The organism is Pseudomonas sp. AF03-9, assembly GCF_020515815.1.
In the GTDB taxonomy this organism is placed as follows: domain Bacteria; phylum Pseudomonadota; class Gammaproteobacteria; order Pseudomonadales; family Pseudomonadaceae; genus Aquipseudomonas.
The window spans coordinates 137,078-154,383 of record NZ_JAHPJF010000002.1 but is presented as its reverse complement, the minus strand read 5'-3'; the positions used below and the strand labels follow the sequence as shown (position 1 = coordinate 154,383).

Genomic DNA, 17,306 nt, shown 5'->3' with positions numbered 1-17,306 from the left:
CTAGTTTTGGGGTGAGAAATTCGTGCGTGATTGAATGGTATAGCACGTAAATACATCCCCCCGGTGGGGGGGGAGGCGCCTGAAAAACTTCACTTTGGAGTTTTCACGGGTTTAGGAGCAGGGCAAGGTGGAGGGGCTTTGGGAGGCGTGGCTGGTCTACTGCCCGCAACCATCACCGGGCTGACGCCATCAAACACGGGAACTCTATTTTTCTTATCGTCGCTCATGCCAGGGTCTCCTACTTTTGCGCTGGTTTGGGTGGAGCCTTCGGAGGCGCCGAGGGTCGAATTGATGTAGGCGTCGGAGGCTTGTTCACCCCGCTTGTCGCGGGGCTTTTAGGGGGGCTGGATATGCCTCTCTTTTCCATTTCATTTCCTCATCTATCTAAGGCTTTGGGCGGGCATGAGAAAGTACACAAGGGCGCTAACCTGCATGGCTTGCGCCGCCGGGTTAAGGGGCCATCGAACGGCGTATGACGCCTATGTGGGACCCTATTCCATAAACTCAACCATCAGTACATCGGTATTGCAGATCAAGTAACTTTCAACGCCGACCACGTCTACCCATTGGTCATTCGCATCCACCCAAGAAGGCTGGGTGATTAAGAAATGGCCATCCTTTGGAGACGCCGGCCAAGCTGAAGGGTATCCAAACAGACGCCTTCCATCCAGTAACGTCAACACGATGTTCTTTCCCTCACGCCTTCTGAAAGTAAAGATCCATTCGGAGTTCGACGCCCTCGACGTAAGCCCCAACCAGCGGGCAAATCTGTAGAAATGGTCGTGGTTTGAAGCATAGGCAAGGAGAAGGCCTATACCCACCGCTAGCCCTACTCCCCACGAGCTTTCTACAGTAGGGCTCCATGGCGAGAATATGGGGTACTTTTCCCCGACAAACTCCAAGGCTAAGCGGACGCAAGCCACTAACAGGGTGATGATGCCAGTACCAACGAGCGCTTGAATCGTCCTTTCAAATTGGCCCGGCGTCTTCACGTCTGCCAACCAATAAAACATCATCGTCGTGATAAATCCTGGGATGAGCATTTGAACCAACGGAATGATTTTGGTAGCTAAGTCTTCCATGGCAACTGCTCTTTAAACGATTGACCAGAAATTTACCCGACGGACCATTAAATTGCCATCACCTCGACGGCACCAAATTCATGTCGCAGCATCCACAAGGATGTGCCGCCTGCATGCAGCTATCAGCTCTCCCCTTGCCCATTTGGACCATCCCCCATCGAGAAACCGAAAGAGCCTCTATTTGGGGTTGTTTTCCATAGTAGAATAACGCATTCTCACGTCATCTTAGACCCTATATGGAATTTCTGGCTTTGACTATCTACCTCTATGCCCGCGTCTCGACCGACGAACAAGACCCCGATGCCCAGGCCGACTTCTTGAAGGGCCTTTACCCCCACGGCGTCATCGTAGAAGAACGCTTCACTGGCACGACCACTGACCGCCCCAAGTTCAAGAAACTGCTGGCGAGCCTCCAGGCGGGCGATGGACTCGTTGTAAGAGAGGTATCGCGCTTGGGACGTAACAGCGCTGAAGTGCTGGCCCTGGCGGAGGAGTTGAAGGCGCGTAACGTCAAGCTGACCATCGACAACCTGGGCATCGACATCACAACCCCAGCAGGGGAGATGGTATTCACCATCATGGCGGGAATGGCGAAGATGGAGCGAGAGCTAATGCTTGAACGGCAACGCATTGGCATCGCGAAAGCCAAGCTTGACGGGAAGTACACTGGGCGCAAGGCGCTGGACCCTATCCTTGTGAAAACTGCCCGTGAGCTGGTCAACAATGGCATGGCGAAAGCGGCAGTGGCGGCTCACCTTAAGATTGGCCAGTCCACGCTTTACAAGTACCTCGCAGAGCCCGTCTGAAGCCACGCGTGAGGGCGCCAGGAGAATTAGGGCAAGCCATTATACAAGTCGGAAGGCGCCGTTTTACGCAGCTCCTGAATTACTGCCAGTCTTTGCATAACCAGTCAGCTTCGCGCCAAGCTACGCAATAACCAACCTATGTCCCGCGACTTAACGACCCCGCCGGGGCTCCCCAGGCGGGGGTTTGCTATCACAGGACATCCATCCTCTGAACAACTAACCACGAATCTGACCGCGATTGGTTGATCGACAGCGAAATGCTGGAGCAAATTTTCGCTTGGGCAACATGCCCCTCACCAGTTCTTCGTAGGTCAAACGGCAGGATGGTTGAAGGATCCATCACCGCCTGAAAAATGCCTCTGCGATCAAATCCCTAAATACGCCTGAAAGCCCCGGTTTGCTTGGCCTAGAGCAAGACGGCGGGTAATTAGTGCCAGTCTATAGATACACACACCCATCCTCGTCCATCCAGCGATCGCCCCCCCATGCTCAACGCACTTGCGGGGAGACTTCGCCTATCCCAAAAATAACGGAAAAAAAATGATTTCGCATACCCAGACCAACTCCACAGCGTCGCTCCACGAAAACCAACCCGCGTCCTGTGACTTCGCTGCGTACATTCACACTCCTTACCCCAACCCTCTCCAGAGCGCTCTGCTACATACGTTAATGGATGTAGCGGACCTATGCTTTGAATTGAAGGTGAGAATGCCAGCACATGAAGAACTTCTTAAAGAAGTTGCATACTGCTCCCCCATTCTTCCGGCGGTAATTGCTGAGCACCTTGAAAAAGCATTGTTGGACTCACTCCGAAAAATCCATAAAACCAAAACAATGCTCCAGCGATTGAGCCTTGCCAGAGAGGGGGAGTTTCCCGAGTTCTGAATTAGTAAATCGTGCCCCGGAAAGTTGAGCGTTACTGCAAGTATTTGCCTGACCTGACTGCGCATCCCGGTGCGCCTCCGATTCAATCATCTCCCTTCCCGCGCGCCATCAACCCTGCCTGGAAAACCACGGCGGGGCTTTGGCGCTTGCTATCACTGGACTTCAATCCCATGAAACAACCCATGCGCCTTGTGCGCCTCAATCTACACCTACGTGCAGACCACCTTGCCCGCCTGACTTGTCTTGCCACTGCTATCAGCAGGCGTAAATGGCGCGATACACGGCTTGCTGAAGCCCTGGAACTGGCCCTGGTCAGCGGCCTTACGTGGACCGACACCGACATGCTCGACCTTCTCCAGCCCGACTGGGAGGCCCCGTACTGGCACGCCCTTGGCTCAGTTGTGCGGAGTCGCTGAATGGACGCAATTAACATGAATGCTGACATTGCTCCGCAACGCAGCGACCAAGACACTAACACTCGATTCAAACCAACAGCAGGCAGACCGTCCATCGCTGTCACCGTCGGAAACCACATGTACTTTGTGGACCCAAATACCGGCCTAATCCTCCACTCCACTCGCAAGCTTCCTAGGCACAGAGTCGTAAGTAGGATCGAAGTTTACGTTGGTCTCGACACCAAGCTGCCGACACAAGCAAGGGACAGTGAGGAACTCAGTGAAGCTCTGATTCCATTTGACGCCTGGCTAAACAAAAAGTACTTCAGCGCAAAAAAAGCACTTGACCTGCTTCGTACCTGCGCCACAAAAAATGCTGTTTGCACGCTGAGCCACCTTGCTCAGAACCTGTCTGGAAGAAACTACTGGTTCGGCCGCATTGAAGATCTGGCAAAGGCTTTGGACACACCACAAAGGTCGGTTGAGCGCGCGCTCAAGGACTTGGAAAGCATGAACATAGTGAAGCGCAAGGCCCAAGGACGCCAATGGCCAACACGTATCACGGTTCATCCCTGGTACGCCTGGAGAGGCGACCTCCAAGGCCGTGACGCTGCGTACTCGGATTGGCTTGGCATTAGCCCCGCCGAATTTGGCGGTCGAACGGGCCTGTAGCCCTTGTATTACGGGACCTCAATTTCCTGCCAGATATTATATAAGCAGACAACTGAGGGCAGGCGTGAACCGGGCAGTAGCGCAGCTGCTGTTTGGGTCCATCGAGCCTGACCAACAATCCCGACCAGCTAAGGGGACAAGGTTGTTAGTTTCCAACCAAAGTAAAAACTCAGTCTGTCTTGCTATGGGATTGACTACGAACACCACCCTCTAAGCCTTCGTTACTAGTTGGTCGTCCTCGCTGGGCAGCCGACAGCAGCTTCGCTACTGCCGTCCACCACGGCCGCCCCTGAACTTCCCCCAACGATAACTTGGTCTTTCACCGTAGCGGTCCACCTGTACCTATGTCGGGAATTGGTCCGGTGCGCTTTGCCCCTCAACGTAAAACCCCTCACGTCTAGCAGCCGACTTCTTCGGTCGCTACCAAAACACCATTATCAAAGGACATCAATCCATGACCACGTACATTGCTTACGTCGACGGCGCCTGCCCGAGCAACGGTAAACCCAACGCCAAAGCAGGCTGGGGCGCCTACATCACCAACCCCGAAGGAAAGACATTGAAGCTGGCCGCTCCGGTCCCCCGTGGCCAGCCTCAGACCAACAATAGAGCCGAACTGCTGGCAGCCCTGGAGGCACTGAAGCGTTGCAATAAGCCAATGCCTATCACCCTCTACAGCGACTCCCAGCTTGTGGTCAAAGGGGCAAACGAATGGCTGCCCAACTGGAAGGCCAAGGGCTGGAAGAACAGTAGCAAGAAGTCTGTTGCGCACCGCGACCTATGGGAGCAAATCGACAAGCTCATAGAGCAACGGGAGGTGACTTTCGTATGGGTCGAGGGGCACACCGGCAACCGGGGTAACGAGGAAGCTGACACGCTGGCCTGTCGTGGAGCCAACGGCGAGTGCGTTTATGAGCTGACCATGGCGAGCGTCACGACGTAACAACCGTGAAGGGTGGATGGAGGCTGCGTGTCCATCCCCCTGTTGCTTTAGCCAAACATCAGTGCAGGGCAGCGTAAGTGCCCTTCTGGTTGCGCTCCATGTAGGCCTGCATGACATTGGACTTTTCAGCCACGACCAGCTCCAACCGGGATGCTACCTCAGGGTCCCCAGCCTCCTTAGCCTTGTCATAAGCTTTCAAGGCTTCGCCGTATTCACGACACAGACGCTCCATCACTTCAAGTTAGGCGTCGGATCGCTCCTTATCATCGATTGCATCCATAACTGCCTCCATTGTGTTCCGGTAATCCAGTGTAGCCAGTGATTCGCACCGCAATGTAACCATGACCAGGCGAACAACAAGGTCGAGCCAGGCGAAGCCCTGGACACCCAGGCCGTGGCCCTCCGTGATGAAGCAAAAGCGGCAACGCAAGCGGCCCTGAACATTCGCGTACTGGTCGAAGAGGTCCAATGAGTCAGGTGCAAACTTTCGGTTTCGACCTGGTGGCCTGCGCTTCATTGAAGACAAAGGCCAGCCATGGTTGGTGGCTGTCGACGTTTACAACGCGTTGGGTTTACGGCAACACGGAGGTGTCTTGGTCCCGCCGGACCATCACGAAAGACCTTGAGAGTGCGAACCTCTGTAGACCACCTCCCGGCCGGGAATGCTGGTTAATCAGCGAACCCGATCTCTACAAACTCATCATGCGCAGCGACAAACCCGAGGCCCGCACACTCCAGGATTGGGTAACCCGCGTGGTCCTCCCAGCCATCTGTAAGGACGGCGCCTATGTTCTGGGCGAATAAAAGGTAGCGACCAGCGAGCTGTCCGATGACGAACTATTCATGCGGGCAATGAACATCATGTCTAGGAAGGTCGACCAACTGACCCAGGAACGCGACCTCCGCGCCCGGAAAAAGAGAACGGGGCAGTTACCCACCCCGTGGATGCTTAGAAGTCGAACACCAACTGCGTCCAAGGTGGACTGCGGTAATGCTCACACACGCTCTCCCTCTGCCCGTAACGAGTACGGCTGTAAGCGCTTACATGGACGGTGCGGAGGTACTGCGGTGTGCGACGCCTAACACGTCGTCGTTTCATATCTCTCATGGCTGATTCCCTTGTGGGTCGCCATGGCAAGAGAGTAGGAAATGTGTACCAGCTATCAGCTAGAAGTTATACGGTATTGTATTAGCATACCGTATAGCCCACACTTCCCCCACAGCCCTTGCCTATGGCATTGGTTGAGTCGTTGAAGGGTTAGTACCGCCAAGTCTTCCCCCTTCAGCAACGCTGATACCCTGTCCCCTACGGGACGGGGTTTTTTGTGCCTGACAATAAGCCAAACAGCAAAAACCTTTATCTTTTCAGATCGTATTTTGTCACCCTGATGTTAAAGGCAGCCCCGTGTACAAGGCTGTCAAGGCATGTTGCGCATGGTAACAGCAAAGACCAACCAAAGTGCAGCCAGCCGGGCGCATCTTGAAAACATAACCGACAAACCGCCATGCTGGAACATTGAGGCATCCAACTTTCATAGTGAAGTTAGGCTTACCATCTCAATCACGGGTGCTAGTACATTCGGTTTAAAGTCCTTCCCATAACGACCAAATGTGATTCCGCCTGACTGGTGGCCCAAAACCCCACCAACTAACGACTCAGAAACTCCTTTCTGTTTAAGATGGTCAGCTAGCGTATGACGGAAGCTGTGAAAGTCCTTCTTGGCAGAGTCATCGCGGAAGCCCAACTGTTCACGCACGCGAGTAAACCACTTCGACGGCGCAGCACTGTAACCGTGCTTTTTATGGCAAGTCAGCTCCGGGAACACGCGTTCGTCGCCCGCCTCTTTCACCTTTGCCACGTATTCTAGGAAGCCCAATGCCAAGAGCTTGGAATGTATTGGCACAAGTCGTTCGGAGGACGCTGTCTTCAGCTTCTGGTCCGGCCTTGTAGCTCGTATGTGGATGCAGGCGATACCGTCGATGGTCACCACGTCATCAGTGTAAAGTTGGCACAACTCGTTAAGCCTTGCCCCCGTGTAGAGCCCCAGGAGGGGGAGCCAGTATTGATTTGGCTTAGGGCCACGGGCGGGCGCATACGTCGCAACGTTAAACAATGCCTTCAGGTCATCAGCACTGAACGCGCTTCGCTCATCGCTGACCTTGCGCCGTATACGCACACGCAGACCATCGAACGGATTACGACTGCAATAGCCCTCCCTGACCGCGTACGAAAAGAAGGTCGTCAGATTCTTCACGTAATTGTTGAAGGTCGTCACGCTGATGGTCGTGGTCGCCTCCGAAATCGACTGCTCAAGGGGTTGGTCCGGCAACTGATGCAAGCGCGGGGGAAGTTTCAGCGCCGTCTCCCGGAACAGGTGGGCGTCCTTCCGGGTTATCTGGTCGATGGGCATGTCACCGATGATTCGGGTCAGCAGCACGGCTACCGCACGCTTGTCGTCTAGCGACTTGACCGCGACGCCCTCCCGGCGCTGCTGGACCAGTTGTTCGTCGACCACCGCGAGGAAGCCAGGCGATTGCTGTGCAGATCCTTTTGCTATCACGGAAGACGGGGCTGTGGATGCGTGTACGGCTACTGGGGGCGTTTCCCGCAAGGCTTCAGGCGAAGGCATAGCGACGCCAAGCAACTGCTGCTGACGCAGCCACGACGCCCAACAGGCAAGACGTTTGCCTCCTGCCTCCCAGGCTCCGCGCAGAAGCTCAACAGAGGGTCTACTCCCCTGGAACGCTTGCGTGAACAGGCCTTGGACCTGGGCCAGAATGTCACGCCCACGAATCAGCGCCTCCCGCTTGCAACGAGTTTGCAGGGAGCGACGAATTTCTCTTTGGGGGAATAACGGGCGAATGACATCCGGCACCACGATTCGGAAGTAGTAGACCGAGTGGCGGGACAGCAAAAGGTAGGACGGGATGGTCGACACGGATGTATCACTCCTTGTACCACCGCGTGGCAAAGGGTGAAAACCGTTAAGAATCAATCACCTGGATGATTGGAGGCAACCCCACCAGCCACACCCCGGCACACAATGTTCCCGCTGTGGCTGCTGCCTTCCGGCTCTGACCAGGTTCACGGGTAATCGTTGCGGGGGGACCGATGGGGTCACCATAACGACGCCTGCCTCTCGGCAAGCGGGGCCATTGTACCGATCTCATCGGAAGTTACAACCGTTGGTGCTGGAATAAAAACATCTGGCGGTTCAAGCACTTGCCCACGGCCTCAGCGAGTACATCGCCCCCTGTGGGAGCTGGCTTGCCTGCGATGCAGGCACCTCGGTGTATCAGTTGGACCTAGGTGATGCTATCGCAGGCAAGCCAGCTCCCACAGAAAAGCCATTTCACTGGGCCTGTAGGACCTCATCCGCCCGGCCGCCCTCCTCCTGGATCACCAAGTGAATGAAGTGCAGCTTGGCGATCACCGCCGGCGGCAGTACAAACGGATAGAAATCCGGCTGGCCCATGCTGCGCGACAGCTCGTTGAGCATCCCGGCCAGTTCGATCCACGCGTTGACGAACGACAGGAACGCCGGGCCGCCCGGGTGCTCGGGATCGTAGAGGGTGCTGAGGGGGAACGGCTGGTAATCCAGGTCCATCTCGCGCGCGCTCATGCCGAAGCCCAGGGCGGTGTCGACGGCGTCCATCATGTGCAGGTAATGCGCCCAGGTTTCGGCCCAGTCTTCCCAGGGGTGCATGGTCGCGTAGGCGCTGACGCAGGCCTGCTGCCAGTCGGGACGTGGGCCCTGCTGATAGTGCTGATCGAGGGCATCGGCATAACTGGCGCGTTCGTCGCCGAACAGTTGGCGAAACGGCTCGATCCAGTGGGTGTCGGCAATCAGCCGGTCCCAGTAGTAATGCCCCACCTCATGGCGAAAATGTCCGAGCAAGGTGCGGTAAGGCTCGCGCATCTGCACGCGAACTTTCTCACGATGGGCGTCGTCGGCTTCCTTGATGTCCAGGGTGATCAGGCCGCTGGCATGGCCGGTCATGGGCGCGTTGCCTTCCAGGTCGATGCCGATGAAATCGAAGGCCAGGCCGGTGTCTTCGTCGACGCTTTTGGGTACGACCTGCAAACCCAGGCTGATGAGTTGCGCCACCAGGCGACACTTGGCGGTCTCCACTTTGCGCCAGCGTTCGGGGTTTTCCGGGATCGACAGGTCGGGAATGGTGCGATTGAGGCTGCACGCCACGCACAGCGCCGCAGTGCTGTGGGCCGGGATCAGCCAGTTGCAGGCGGCCGGGGTGTCGAGGTTGGCGCAACGACGGAAGGCGCCCGCTTCCAGGTTGCCGTCCTGCTGCCAGGTGCCTTCGACAGGACCGGGCTGCAGGGAGGCCAAGCGACCTTGCTGGGGCTGATAACCCAACAGCGCCTGACAGGCCAGGCACTGGCTGTTGCGAAAGAACAAGGATTGGCCGCAGCGGCACTGCCATACCTTGGCGTTGCGCGTGGTATCGGCCACGAACGGTGCGGCAATGCGCGAACTGAGTTGTTCGAAGTAGCGGAACATGGCGTCTCTCCCTGGGTGACAGAGACTAGATCATTTCCCCCTAGAGATCGTTCCACATCGTTGTAGTGAGCGGGCTTGCCCCGCGCTGGGGGGCGAAGCCGCCCCAAATCCAGGCACCGCGTTCTTCCTGAAACACCGCGGCGTACCGTTTGGGGCGGCTGCGCGCCCCAGCGCGGGGCAAGCCCGCTCACTACAAAAGACCTTTATCAGAGCGTGATGTGATGCTTGGCCAGGAAGGCAACAAAGGCCTCTTCATCCAGCACCTTCAGGCCCAGCTCGCTGGCCTTGGCCAGTTTTGAACCGGCGCCCGGCCCGGCGACCACGCAATGGGTTTTCGCCGAAACGGAACCCGCCACCTTGGCGCCGAGGCTTTCCAGCTTGTCCTTGGCGACGTCACGGCTCATCAGCTCCAGGGAACCGGTGAGTACCCAGGTGTGACCGGCTTCGGGCAAGCCTTCGACGACTTTCTTTTCGCTGTCCCAGTGCATGCCAAAGTCCTTGAGCTGCTGCTCAATGGCCAGGGCACGGCGGGCGTTGTCGGGGTTATCAAAAAACTCGCGCACCGCCTTGGCCTGCTTCTCGGGCAGCGCCTGGCGCATGTCCAGCCAATCAGCGTTGATCACGCCTTGCAGGCTGCCGAACTTGTCTGCCAGTTTCTGCGCAGCACCCGGGCCGACACTGGGCACGTGCAGTTTGTCGAGCAAACCGCCCAAGGTCGCGCTGGCGGCGAACTCGGCGCTCAGGTCGCCTTGATCCTGTAATTGCAGGCCGCACTCGTCCGGCGACAGCAACGCGCCGATTACGTCCTGGTTATGGCTGTCTTCAAAGAAGCTGTGGATCTCGTGCGCCACTTCCAACCCCACATCGGGCAAGTACGTCAGCACTTCCGGCAAGGCCTTCTGCACCCGCTCCAGGGAAGCCAGGGAGCGCGCCAGCACCTTGGCGGTCTCCTCGCCCACGTCCGGAATCCCCAGGGCATAGATAAAGCGCGCCAGGGTCGGAGTCTTGCTGTTTTCGATGGCGGTGATCAGCTTCTTGCTGGAAATGTCGGCGAAGCCTTCCAGGTCGATGATCTGCTCGTACTTGAGCTTGTAGAGGTCAGCCGGCGAGCCGATGAGCTTTTCATCCACCAGTTGCTCGATGGTCTTGTCGCCCAGGCCGTCGATGTCCATGGCCCGGCGCGAGACAAAATGGATGATCGCTTGCTTGAGCTGCGCCCCACACGCCAGGCGGCCGACGCAGCGGTACACCGCGCCTTCACTGACAGTTTCCTTGCCCTTGCTGCGCTTGACCAACTGGGTACGCTCCACATGGGAACCGCACACCGGGCAGCTCTCGGGGATCGGCACCGCACGGGCGTGTTCCGGACGACGCTCGAGCACCACGGAGACGACCTGTGGGATCACATCACCGGCGCGGCGGATGATCACCGTGTCGCCGATCATGACGCCCAGGCGTGCCACTTCATCCATGTTGTGCAAGGTGGCGTTGGAGACGGTGACACCCGCGACCTTGACCGGCTTCAAGCGCGCCACCGGGGTGACGGCGCCCGTGCGGCCGACCTGGAATTCCACGTCGAGCAGTTCAGTCAGCTCTTCCGTGGCCGGGAATTTATGCGCAATGGCCCAGCGCGGTTCGCGGGCGCGAAAGCCCAGTTCACGCTGGTAGGCAATGCTGTTGACCTTGAACACCACGCCGTCGATTTCATACGGCAGGCTGCTGCGCCGCTCGCCGATGTCGCGGTAATACTCCAGGCAGTCCTGGATGCCCTTGGCCAGTTTCAGCTCATGGCTGATGGGCATGCCCCACTTCTGCAACTGTTGCAGGTTGCCGATATGGGTATCACTGAGATCGGTGGTCACGCCGTAGCAGCAGAACTCCAGCGGGCGGCTCGCGGTGATCTTCGAATCCAACTGGCGCAGGCTGCCGGCGGCGGCGTTGCGCGGGTTGGCGAAGGTCTTGCCGCCGATTTCCAGTTGCGCGGCGTTGAGCCGTTCGAAACCGGCCTTGGACATGAACACTTCGCCGCGCACTTCGAGGGTCGCCGGCCAACCGCTGCCGTGCAGCTTCAGCGGGATATTGCGCACGGTGCGCACGTTCACGCTGATGTCTTCGCCGGTAGTGCCGTCGCCACGGGTGGCGCCGCGCACCAGTTCGCCATCCTGATACAGCAGGCTGACCGCCAGGCCATCGAGCTTGGGCTCACAGCTGTATTCCACCGCGGCACCACCGCCAAACAGATCGCCGGTGGGCAAGTCGAGCCCTTCGGTCACGCGGCGATCGAACTCGAGCATGGTGGTTTCATCGAATGCGTTGCCGAGACTGAGCATCGGCACGTCATGCTTGACCTGGGTGAACGCCGACAACGCCGCACTGCCCACCCGCTGTGTCGGCGAATCCCGCGTGACCAACTCCGGATGCTCGGCCTCCAGGGCCTTGAGTTCGTGGAACAAGCGGTCGTACTCGGCGTCCGGAATGCTCGGCTCGTCGAGGACGTGGTAGCGGTAGTTGTGCTGATCCAGTTCAGCGCGCAGTTCGAGGATGCGGGTGTGGGCGGCGGTCATCGGTGTTCTCTCATAAAGCAAAAGAGCAGCCGTAGCTGCTCAAATGTTGGTGCGCTTATTCTACTCAGCGTTTTTGTGTCAGGGCGCGACGCTCGAACTCGACGATGCGCTGACGGTAGTGTTCGATGGTCTGGGCGGTCAGGACGCTGCGTTGATCATCTTTCAGTTCGCCGTTCAGTTCCTGGGACAACTTGCGCGCCGCAGCCACCATGACGTCGAACGCTTGTTTCGGGTGACGCGGGCCTGGCAGGCCGAGGAAGAAACTCACCGCCGGGGTGCTGAACAGGTCGATGTCGTCCAGATCGAAGGTGCCGGGCTTGACCGCGTTGGCCATGGAGAACAGCACTTCGCCGTTACCGGCCATGCTTTCGTGACGGTGGAAAATATCCATCTCGCCAAACCGCAGGCCGCTTTCGAGGATGTTCTGCAACAGCGCCGGGCCTTTGAAACCTGCAGCGTCGCGGCAGATCACGCTGATCACCAAGACTTCTTCGGCAGCCGGCTGGTCGTTGACCGATTGGCGCGTGGCAGTCTTGCCGACATTCTCATCGGGGAAATCATCATCGCGGCTGCTGAAGCTCGGGCCTTCATCGACGTCGAGGTTCAGGTCGCCCTGATGCGGCTCGGCCACGGCGGTGCTGGCACGCTTGCCACGCTTGGGCGACGGCTCGCGGGCTTCACGCAGCGGCGCGCTCATCGACGGCAGGTCATGCTCGTCCAGTTGCGGTTCTTTATGGGTATCCAGCACACGGGGCGGCCCCAGCAGCTCGGCGCCGCCGTCGTCGTCAGGCAAGTTGGACAGGTTGCGGTCCAGACGGAACTTGAGCTTGCCCTTGCCACCGCGCATGCGGCGCCAGCCATCAAAAAGAATACCGGCAATGACAATAATGCCGATGACGATCAGCCACTCGCGCAGACCGATTTCCATGTAATCCCGTGCCTCTAATAAAAAATGCTGAAAAATAAGGGGTTTAGCACCGTGCAAACCGCTTTAAAACGTGGCGCCAACTCTATGTTCTGACTGACGTTTTGCCCACGCACACGAAAAATTGACATTAAACTAGCACGACCAAAGATAACTTTACACCGTCTGTCAAAATGCCTTGGACAATTATGTCGTTAGGCCATCTTTGCCGGACGGTTAAATCACCTCACATCCTGCTGTAAATTCTCTTTCGAAGCGTGGGTCAGGATTCCACCATCGCCATCGCTTCTTCCACATCCACCGCAACCAGTCGCGAACACCCAGGCTCGTGCATCGTCACACCCATCAATTGATCCGCCATTTCCATGGCGATCTTGTTGTGGGTGATATAGATGAACTGCACGGTCTGGGACATCTCTTTAACCAGTCGCGCGTAACGCCCAACGTTAGCGTCATCCAATGGCGCGTCAACTTCGTCGAGCATGCAGAACGGCGCCGGGTTCAACTTGAAGATGGCAAATACCAGGGCCAATGCGGTCAGGGCTTTTTCGCCGCCGGACAACAAATGGATGGTGCTGTTCTTCTTGCCCGGAGGCCGCGCCATGATCGTTACCCCTGTATCGAGTAGATCTTCGCCCGTCAGTTCCAAGTAAGCGCTGCCACCGCCGAAAACTTTCGGAAATAACGCCTGTAAACCGCTATTAATCTGATCAAAGGTATCTTTGAAGCGGTTGCGGGTTTCCTTGTCGATCTTGCGGATCACGTTTTCCAGGGTGTCCAGGGCCTCGACCAAGTCGGCGTCCTGCGCGTCCAGATAACGTTTACGCTCGGATTGTTGCTGGTATTCGTCGATGGCCGCGAGGTTGATCGCGCCAAGGCGCTGGATACGCGCGGCAATCCGCTCCAGTTCTTCCTCGGCGTCTTTCTCGTTGGCCTGGGTGGTCAACGTGTTGAGCACGCCGTGCAGGTCGTAGCCATCTTCAAGCAGCTGGTCTTGCAGGGTCTTGCGGCGCACGGTCAGGGCTTGCCATTCCATGCGCTGTTGTTCGAGTTGGCCACGGATCAACTGGGATTGCTGCTCGGCCTGGGTGCGGCGCTTTTCAGCGTCGCGCAGTTCGCGGTCGGCGTCTTCCAGGGCGATCTGCGCGGTCTTGAGTTCTTCGTCGACGGTCATGCGCTTGTCGAGCAGTTCTTCGAGCTTGAGGCGCAACTCTTCCAGCGGCGCCTCGCCCTCTTCCAGGTTGAGACTCAGTTGCTCGCGCTTTTCGGTGAGGCGTTCGGATTGCATCTCCAGACGCTCAAGGGCCTGGGCGGTGGACGCGTGCTGAGCTTTGAGCGAGCCCAACCGTACCGCCAGCTGGTGCGCATGATCCTTGTGCTGGCGGGCCTCCTGACGCACACGGTCGAGGCGTTCGCGCAGGCTGTCACGCTGGGCCAGCAGCAGTTCGCGCTGCTCGGTGTCGAGGGCCATGCTGTCGAGGGCTTCCTGCAACTGCAGGCGCGCTTCGCCGATCTGTTCATGTTCCAGGGCGCGCTGCTCGCCCATTTCCGCAACTTCTTCGTCGAGGCGGGTGCGGCGCAGGGTCAGTTGCTCGACCTTGGCTTTGCTCGCGGACAGCTGGGCTTTCAGCTCGCCTTGCTGGCGCGCTTCGTCCTGCAACAGACGGCGCAGGTGTTCGCGGCCGGTCTCTTGCTGGCGCTGGGTGGCGCGCAGGGTTTGCAGTTGGGTTTCCAGGCTTTCCAGGGTGGCTTCGCGCTCTTCACGCTCGGCGATCAGGTTGACGATTTCCTGGCCACGGGCCAATACGCCGCTTTCCGCTTCACTGGCGCGGCGCACCCGCAGGAAGTGCCGGCCGACCCAGTAGCCGTCACGGCTGATCAGGCTTTCGCCGGCCGCCATTTGACCACGCTGGGCCAGGGCCTGCTCCAGGGAATCCACCGGCTTGACCTGGCCCAGCCAGGGCGACAGATCAATCGCCGCTTCAACTTTGTCCAACAGACTGCCCGGCACCCGCGTGCCATCCGCCGCCGGGCTGAGCAAACGCAGATCGCCCTGGGCAAACCCGGCCAAGTCAAAGCCGCCAAAATCATCCACCAGCACCGCTTGCAGGTCGGCGCCGAGTACGGTTTCCACCGCCAGCTCCCAGCCCGCTTCCACTTTCAGGCCTTCCGCCAGGCGCGGGCGTTCGGCCAGATGCTGATCGCGCAGCCATTCGGCGGTGCCGGTGCCCGGGTCCAAAGCGGCTTGCTGCAAGGCTTCAAGGGACGCCAAGCGCCCATTGAGCCGCTGCAAATCGCCCTGGGCCTGCTGTTGCGCCTGGGTCGCCTGTTGCAACTGCTGGCGCAACTGCTCCAGGCGCTCCACTTGTTGTTCTTCGCTGGCCTCCAGCTCTTCCAGGGTCATTTCGCTTTCGGCCAGTTGCTCGCTCAGCTCCATGATCGCCGCGTCTTCCGGGTCGGCGGACAGCAACGCGCGCTCTTCCTGCATGCGGCGCTGGCGTTCGGCCAGGCGTTCCATGCTGGTTTCCAGCTGCTGGATGCGCGACTGCTGCACCTCGGCCTGGCGGCGTGGTTCGGCGGATTGCAGGTTGAACGTGTCCCACTGCTCCTGCCAGCCATGCATGGTGCTTTCGGATTCTTCCAGGGCGGCGGCGGCCTCTTCGGCGGCGGCGCTGGTGACTTCCTGCTCGGGGGTGAGCATGTCCAGCTCTTCGCCGAGGGTCAGCAGCAAGGTGCGGTCGTGGCCCAGGTGGGACTCAGTCTCCAGGCGCGCGCGTTCGGCTTCCTTGAGATCATCCTGCAACTGGCGCAAACGCTGCTGGCCGTGCTGGATGCTCTGCTCGACGCGGGCAATATCGCCGCCCACCGAATAGAAGCGGCCCTGCACCAGATTGAAGCGCTCGGACAAATCATGGTGCCCGTCGCGCAGGCGCTCGATGCTGGCGTCGGCGTTGCGCTGCTCGGCCACCAGGGCTTCAAAGCTGATTTCCTGGGTGCCGATGATGGCTTCGCGCTGGCCGACCTGCTCGTTCAACGCCTGCCAGCGCAGGGCCGACAGTTGCGCCTTGAGCTGGCGCTCCTCGCCCTTGTATTCCTGATACTTCTCGGCGGCCTGGGCCTGGCGGTGCAGGCGCTCCAACTGGCGCTCCAGCTCTTCACGCAGGTCGGTGAGACGGGCGAGGTTCTCGTGGGTGCGGCGGATACGGTTTTCGGTCTCGCGGCGGCGCTCCTTGTACTTGGAGATGCCGGCCGCTTCCTCGATAAAGTTGCGCAGGTCTTCGGGCTTGGCTTCGATCAGCTTGGAGATCATGCCCTGCTCGATGATCGAGTAGCTGCGCGGCCCCAGGCCGGTGCCAAGGAAAATATCGGTGATGTCCCGACGGCGACACTTGGTGCCGTTGAGGAAATAACTGTTCTGGCTGTCGCGGGTCACTTTGCGGCGGATCGAGATTTCGGCGTAGGCCGCGTACTCGCCAATCAACGTGCCATCGGAGTTGTCGAACACCAGTTCGATACTGGCCTGGCTCACGGGCTTGCGGCTGGTGGAGCCGTTGAAGATGACGTCGGTCATCGACTCGCCGCGCAGGTTCTTGGCCGAGCTCTCGCCCATCACCCAGCGGACGGCGTCGATAATGTTCGACTTGCCGCAACCATTGGGCCCGACCACCGCCGCCATGTTACTGGGGAAGTTCACCGTGGTCGGGTCGACGAAGGATTTGAACCCCGCCAGCTTGATGCACTTGAGCCGCACGTTTAGGCGTCCGCCAACGCAGCGATGACCAGCGAGCAACTGCGCTCGCCGTAGGCCGACAACACCAGGCGGATCTGCGCCAGGTCACGGGCGAGTACGGCGGCGAGCAGTTGCTCGAACAGCACCAGGTATTCGCTCATGGACGCCTTGCGTTGATCCAGCGCCAGGTAATACGCGCGGTTCATCGCCGGTTGCAGGTTCTCGACGGTTTCCTGCAGGTACGGGTTGTTGGCGAAGGGGTACGCGGCGCGCATCACGTTGAAGCTTTCTTCGACGAAGGCGCGGATGTCCTGGCGCTCGAAATTGGTCACCAGGCGCTGCTGGATCTGCACGAACGGCGCCATGTCGGCCTGGGTCTGCCAGCCTTGGGCGACCGCATTGCCGAGCAGGATGTACAACTCGCCCATCAGCGTGCACAGGCTCTGCACCTTGTGCGCGGTGAGTTCGGTGACGTGGGCGCCACGGCGCGGCAGGATCGCGATGAGGTGGCGGCGTTCGAGGATCAACAAGGCTTCGCGCACGGAACCACGGCTGACATTGAGGGCCAGCGTGACCTTTTGCTCCTGGATGCGCTCCCCAGGCTTGAGTTCGCCGCGAATGATGCGTTCGGCGAGGTGGTGAGCGATTTGCTCGGCGAGACTGTCCGGCGCCTTGAACGTCATGTTTTCCCTTCAAAATCTTCTATCGATACAAGCGCGGCAGTGTAGCGCATTGGCCCGCTGATGGCGCTACGCCCACCGTGGCGAATTTGGCACGGAATAAG

At 58.9% G+C, this 17,306-nt stretch carries 11 protein-coding genes, 1 other RNA gene and 1 pseudogene; 4 read left to right on the top strand and 9 right to left on the bottom strand.

Annotated features, from left to right (window positions below; all coding sequences use genetic code 11):
* Positions 1 to 491: 491 nt before the first annotated feature.
* Positions 492 to 1,082 (bottom strand): DUF6338 family protein, encoded by a 591-nt coding sequence (locus LIY36_RS04330; RefSeq protein WP_226454917.1) that lies wholly within the window; start codon positions 1,080 to 1,082, stop codon positions 492 to 494.
* A 236-nt stretch (positions 1,083 to 1,318) separates the two neighbouring features.
* Here LIY36_RS04330 and LIY36_RS04325 point away from each other — a divergent pair, with 236 nt between their 5' ends.
* The 4 genes from LIY36_RS04325 (at position 1,319) to LIY36_RS04310 (ending at position 5,587) form a co-directional block, all read left to right on the top strand.
* Positions 1,319 to 1,888, top strand: a complete 570-nt coding sequence (locus LIY36_RS04325) for a recombinase family protein (RefSeq protein WP_226454916.1) — start codon at positions 1,319 to 1,321, stop codon at positions 1,886 to 1,888.
* A 1,301-nt stretch (positions 1,889 to 3,189) separates the two neighbouring features.
* Entirely contained in the window at positions 3,190 to 3,840 is a 651-nt protein-coding gene (locus LIY36_RS04320) for a hypothetical protein (RefSeq protein ID WP_226454915.1), read from the top strand.
* A 454-nt stretch (positions 3,841 to 4,294) separates the two neighbouring features.
* A complete protein-coding gene (locus LIY36_RS04315) occupies positions 4,295 to 4,783 on the top strand; it encodes a ribonuclease H family protein (protein WP_226454914.1) in 489 nt (162 codons plus the stop codon).
* A gap of 468 nt (positions 4,784 to 5,251) precedes the next feature.
* Positions 5,252 to 5,587, top strand: a complete 336-nt coding sequence (locus tag LIY36_RS04310; RefSeq protein ID WP_226454913.1) for a BRO-N domain-containing protein — start codon at positions 5,252 to 5,254, stop codon at positions 5,585 to 5,587.
* Between the two features lie 617 nt (positions 5,588 to 6,204).
* Here the strand turns inward: LIY36_RS04310 and LIY36_RS04305 are convergent.
* The 8 genes and pseudogenes from LIY36_RS04305 to LIY36_RS04270 all read right to left on the bottom strand — a co-directional run.
* Positions 6,205 to 6,300: pseudogene (locus tag LIY36_RS04305) on the bottom strand (hypothetical protein); the annotation flags it as partial.
* A 15-nt stretch (positions 6,301 to 6,315) separates the two neighbouring features.
* A complete protein-coding gene (locus LIY36_RS04300) occupies positions 6,316 to 7,722 on the bottom strand; it encodes a tyrosine-type recombinase/integrase (RefSeq protein ID WP_226454912.1) in 1,407 nt (468 codons plus the stop codon).
* Between the two features lie 79 nt (positions 7,723 to 7,801).
* An RNA gene (gene ffs / locus LIY36_RS04295) (signal recognition particle sRNA small type) lies at positions 7,802 to 7,898 on the bottom strand.
* A gap of 238 nt (positions 7,899 to 8,136) precedes the next feature.
* A complete protein-coding gene (locus LIY36_RS04290; protein ID WP_226454911.1) occupies positions 8,137 to 9,303 on the bottom strand; it encodes a zinc-binding metallopeptidase family protein in 1,167 nt (388 codons plus the stop codon).
* A 206-nt stretch (positions 9,304 to 9,509) separates the two neighbouring features.
* Complete coding sequence (gene ligA, locus LIY36_RS04285; protein ID WP_226454910.1) at positions 9,510 to 11,867, bottom strand: NAD-dependent DNA ligase LigA; 2,358 nt, start codon at positions 11,865 to 11,867, stop codon at positions 9,510 to 9,512.
* A gap of 64 nt (positions 11,868 to 11,931) precedes the next feature.
* On the bottom strand, positions 11,932 to 12,795 hold the full coding sequence (gene zipA, locus LIY36_RS04280; protein WP_226454909.1) for a cell division protein ZipA: 864 nt from the start codon (positions 12,793 to 12,795) through the stop codon (positions 11,932 to 11,934).
* Positions 12,796 to 13,054: 259 nt separating this feature from the next.
* Complete coding sequence (smc, locus tag LIY36_RS04275; RefSeq protein WP_226454908.1) at positions 13,055 to 16,543, bottom strand: chromosome segregation protein SMC; 3,489 nt, start codon at positions 16,541 to 16,543, stop codon at positions 13,055 to 13,057.
* Positions 16,544 to 16,545: 2 nt separating this feature from the next.
* Complete coding sequence (locus LIY36_RS04270) at positions 16,546 to 17,205, bottom strand: GntR family transcriptional regulator (protein WP_192297140.1); 660 nt, start codon at positions 17,203 to 17,205, stop codon at positions 16,546 to 16,548.
* Positions 17,206 to 17,306: the final 101 nt, after the last annotated feature.

Bases quoted from the DNA above. Each gene is read 5' to 3' on its own strand.
- LIY36_RS04330 (WP_226454917.1), bottom strand. From the start codon at position 1,082: ATGGAAGACTTAGCTACCAAAATCATTCCGTTGGTTCAAATGCTCATC.
- LIY36_RS04325 (WP_226454916.1), top strand. From the start codon at position 1,319: ATGGAATTTCTGGCTTTGACTATCTACCTCTATGCCCGCGTCTCGACC.
- LIY36_RS04320 (WP_226454915.1), top strand. From the start codon at position 3,190: ATGGACGCAATTAACATGAATGCTGACATTGCTCCGCAACGCAGCGAC.
- LIY36_RS04315 (WP_226454914.1), top strand. From the start codon at position 4,295: ATGACCACGTACATTGCTTACGTCGACGGCGCCTGCCCGAGCAACGGT.
- LIY36_RS04310 (WP_226454913.1), top strand. From the start codon at position 5,252: ATGAGTCAGGTGCAAACTTTCGGTTTCGACCTGGTGGCCTGCGCTTCA.
- LIY36_RS04290 (WP_226454911.1), bottom strand. From the start codon at position 9,303: ATGTTCCGCTACTTCGAACAACTCAGTTCGCGCATTGCCGCACCGTTC.
- ligA (WP_226454910.1), bottom strand. From the start codon at position 11,867: ATGACCGCCGCCCACACCCGCATCCTCGAACTGCGCGCTGAACTGGAT.
- zipA (WP_226454909.1), bottom strand. From the start codon at position 12,795: ATGGAAATCGGTCTGCGCGAGTGGCTGATCGTCATCGGCATTATTGTC.
- LIY36_RS04270 (WP_192297140.1), bottom strand. From the start codon at position 17,205: ATGACGTTCAAGGCGCCGGACAGTCTCGCCGAGCAAATCGCTCACCAC.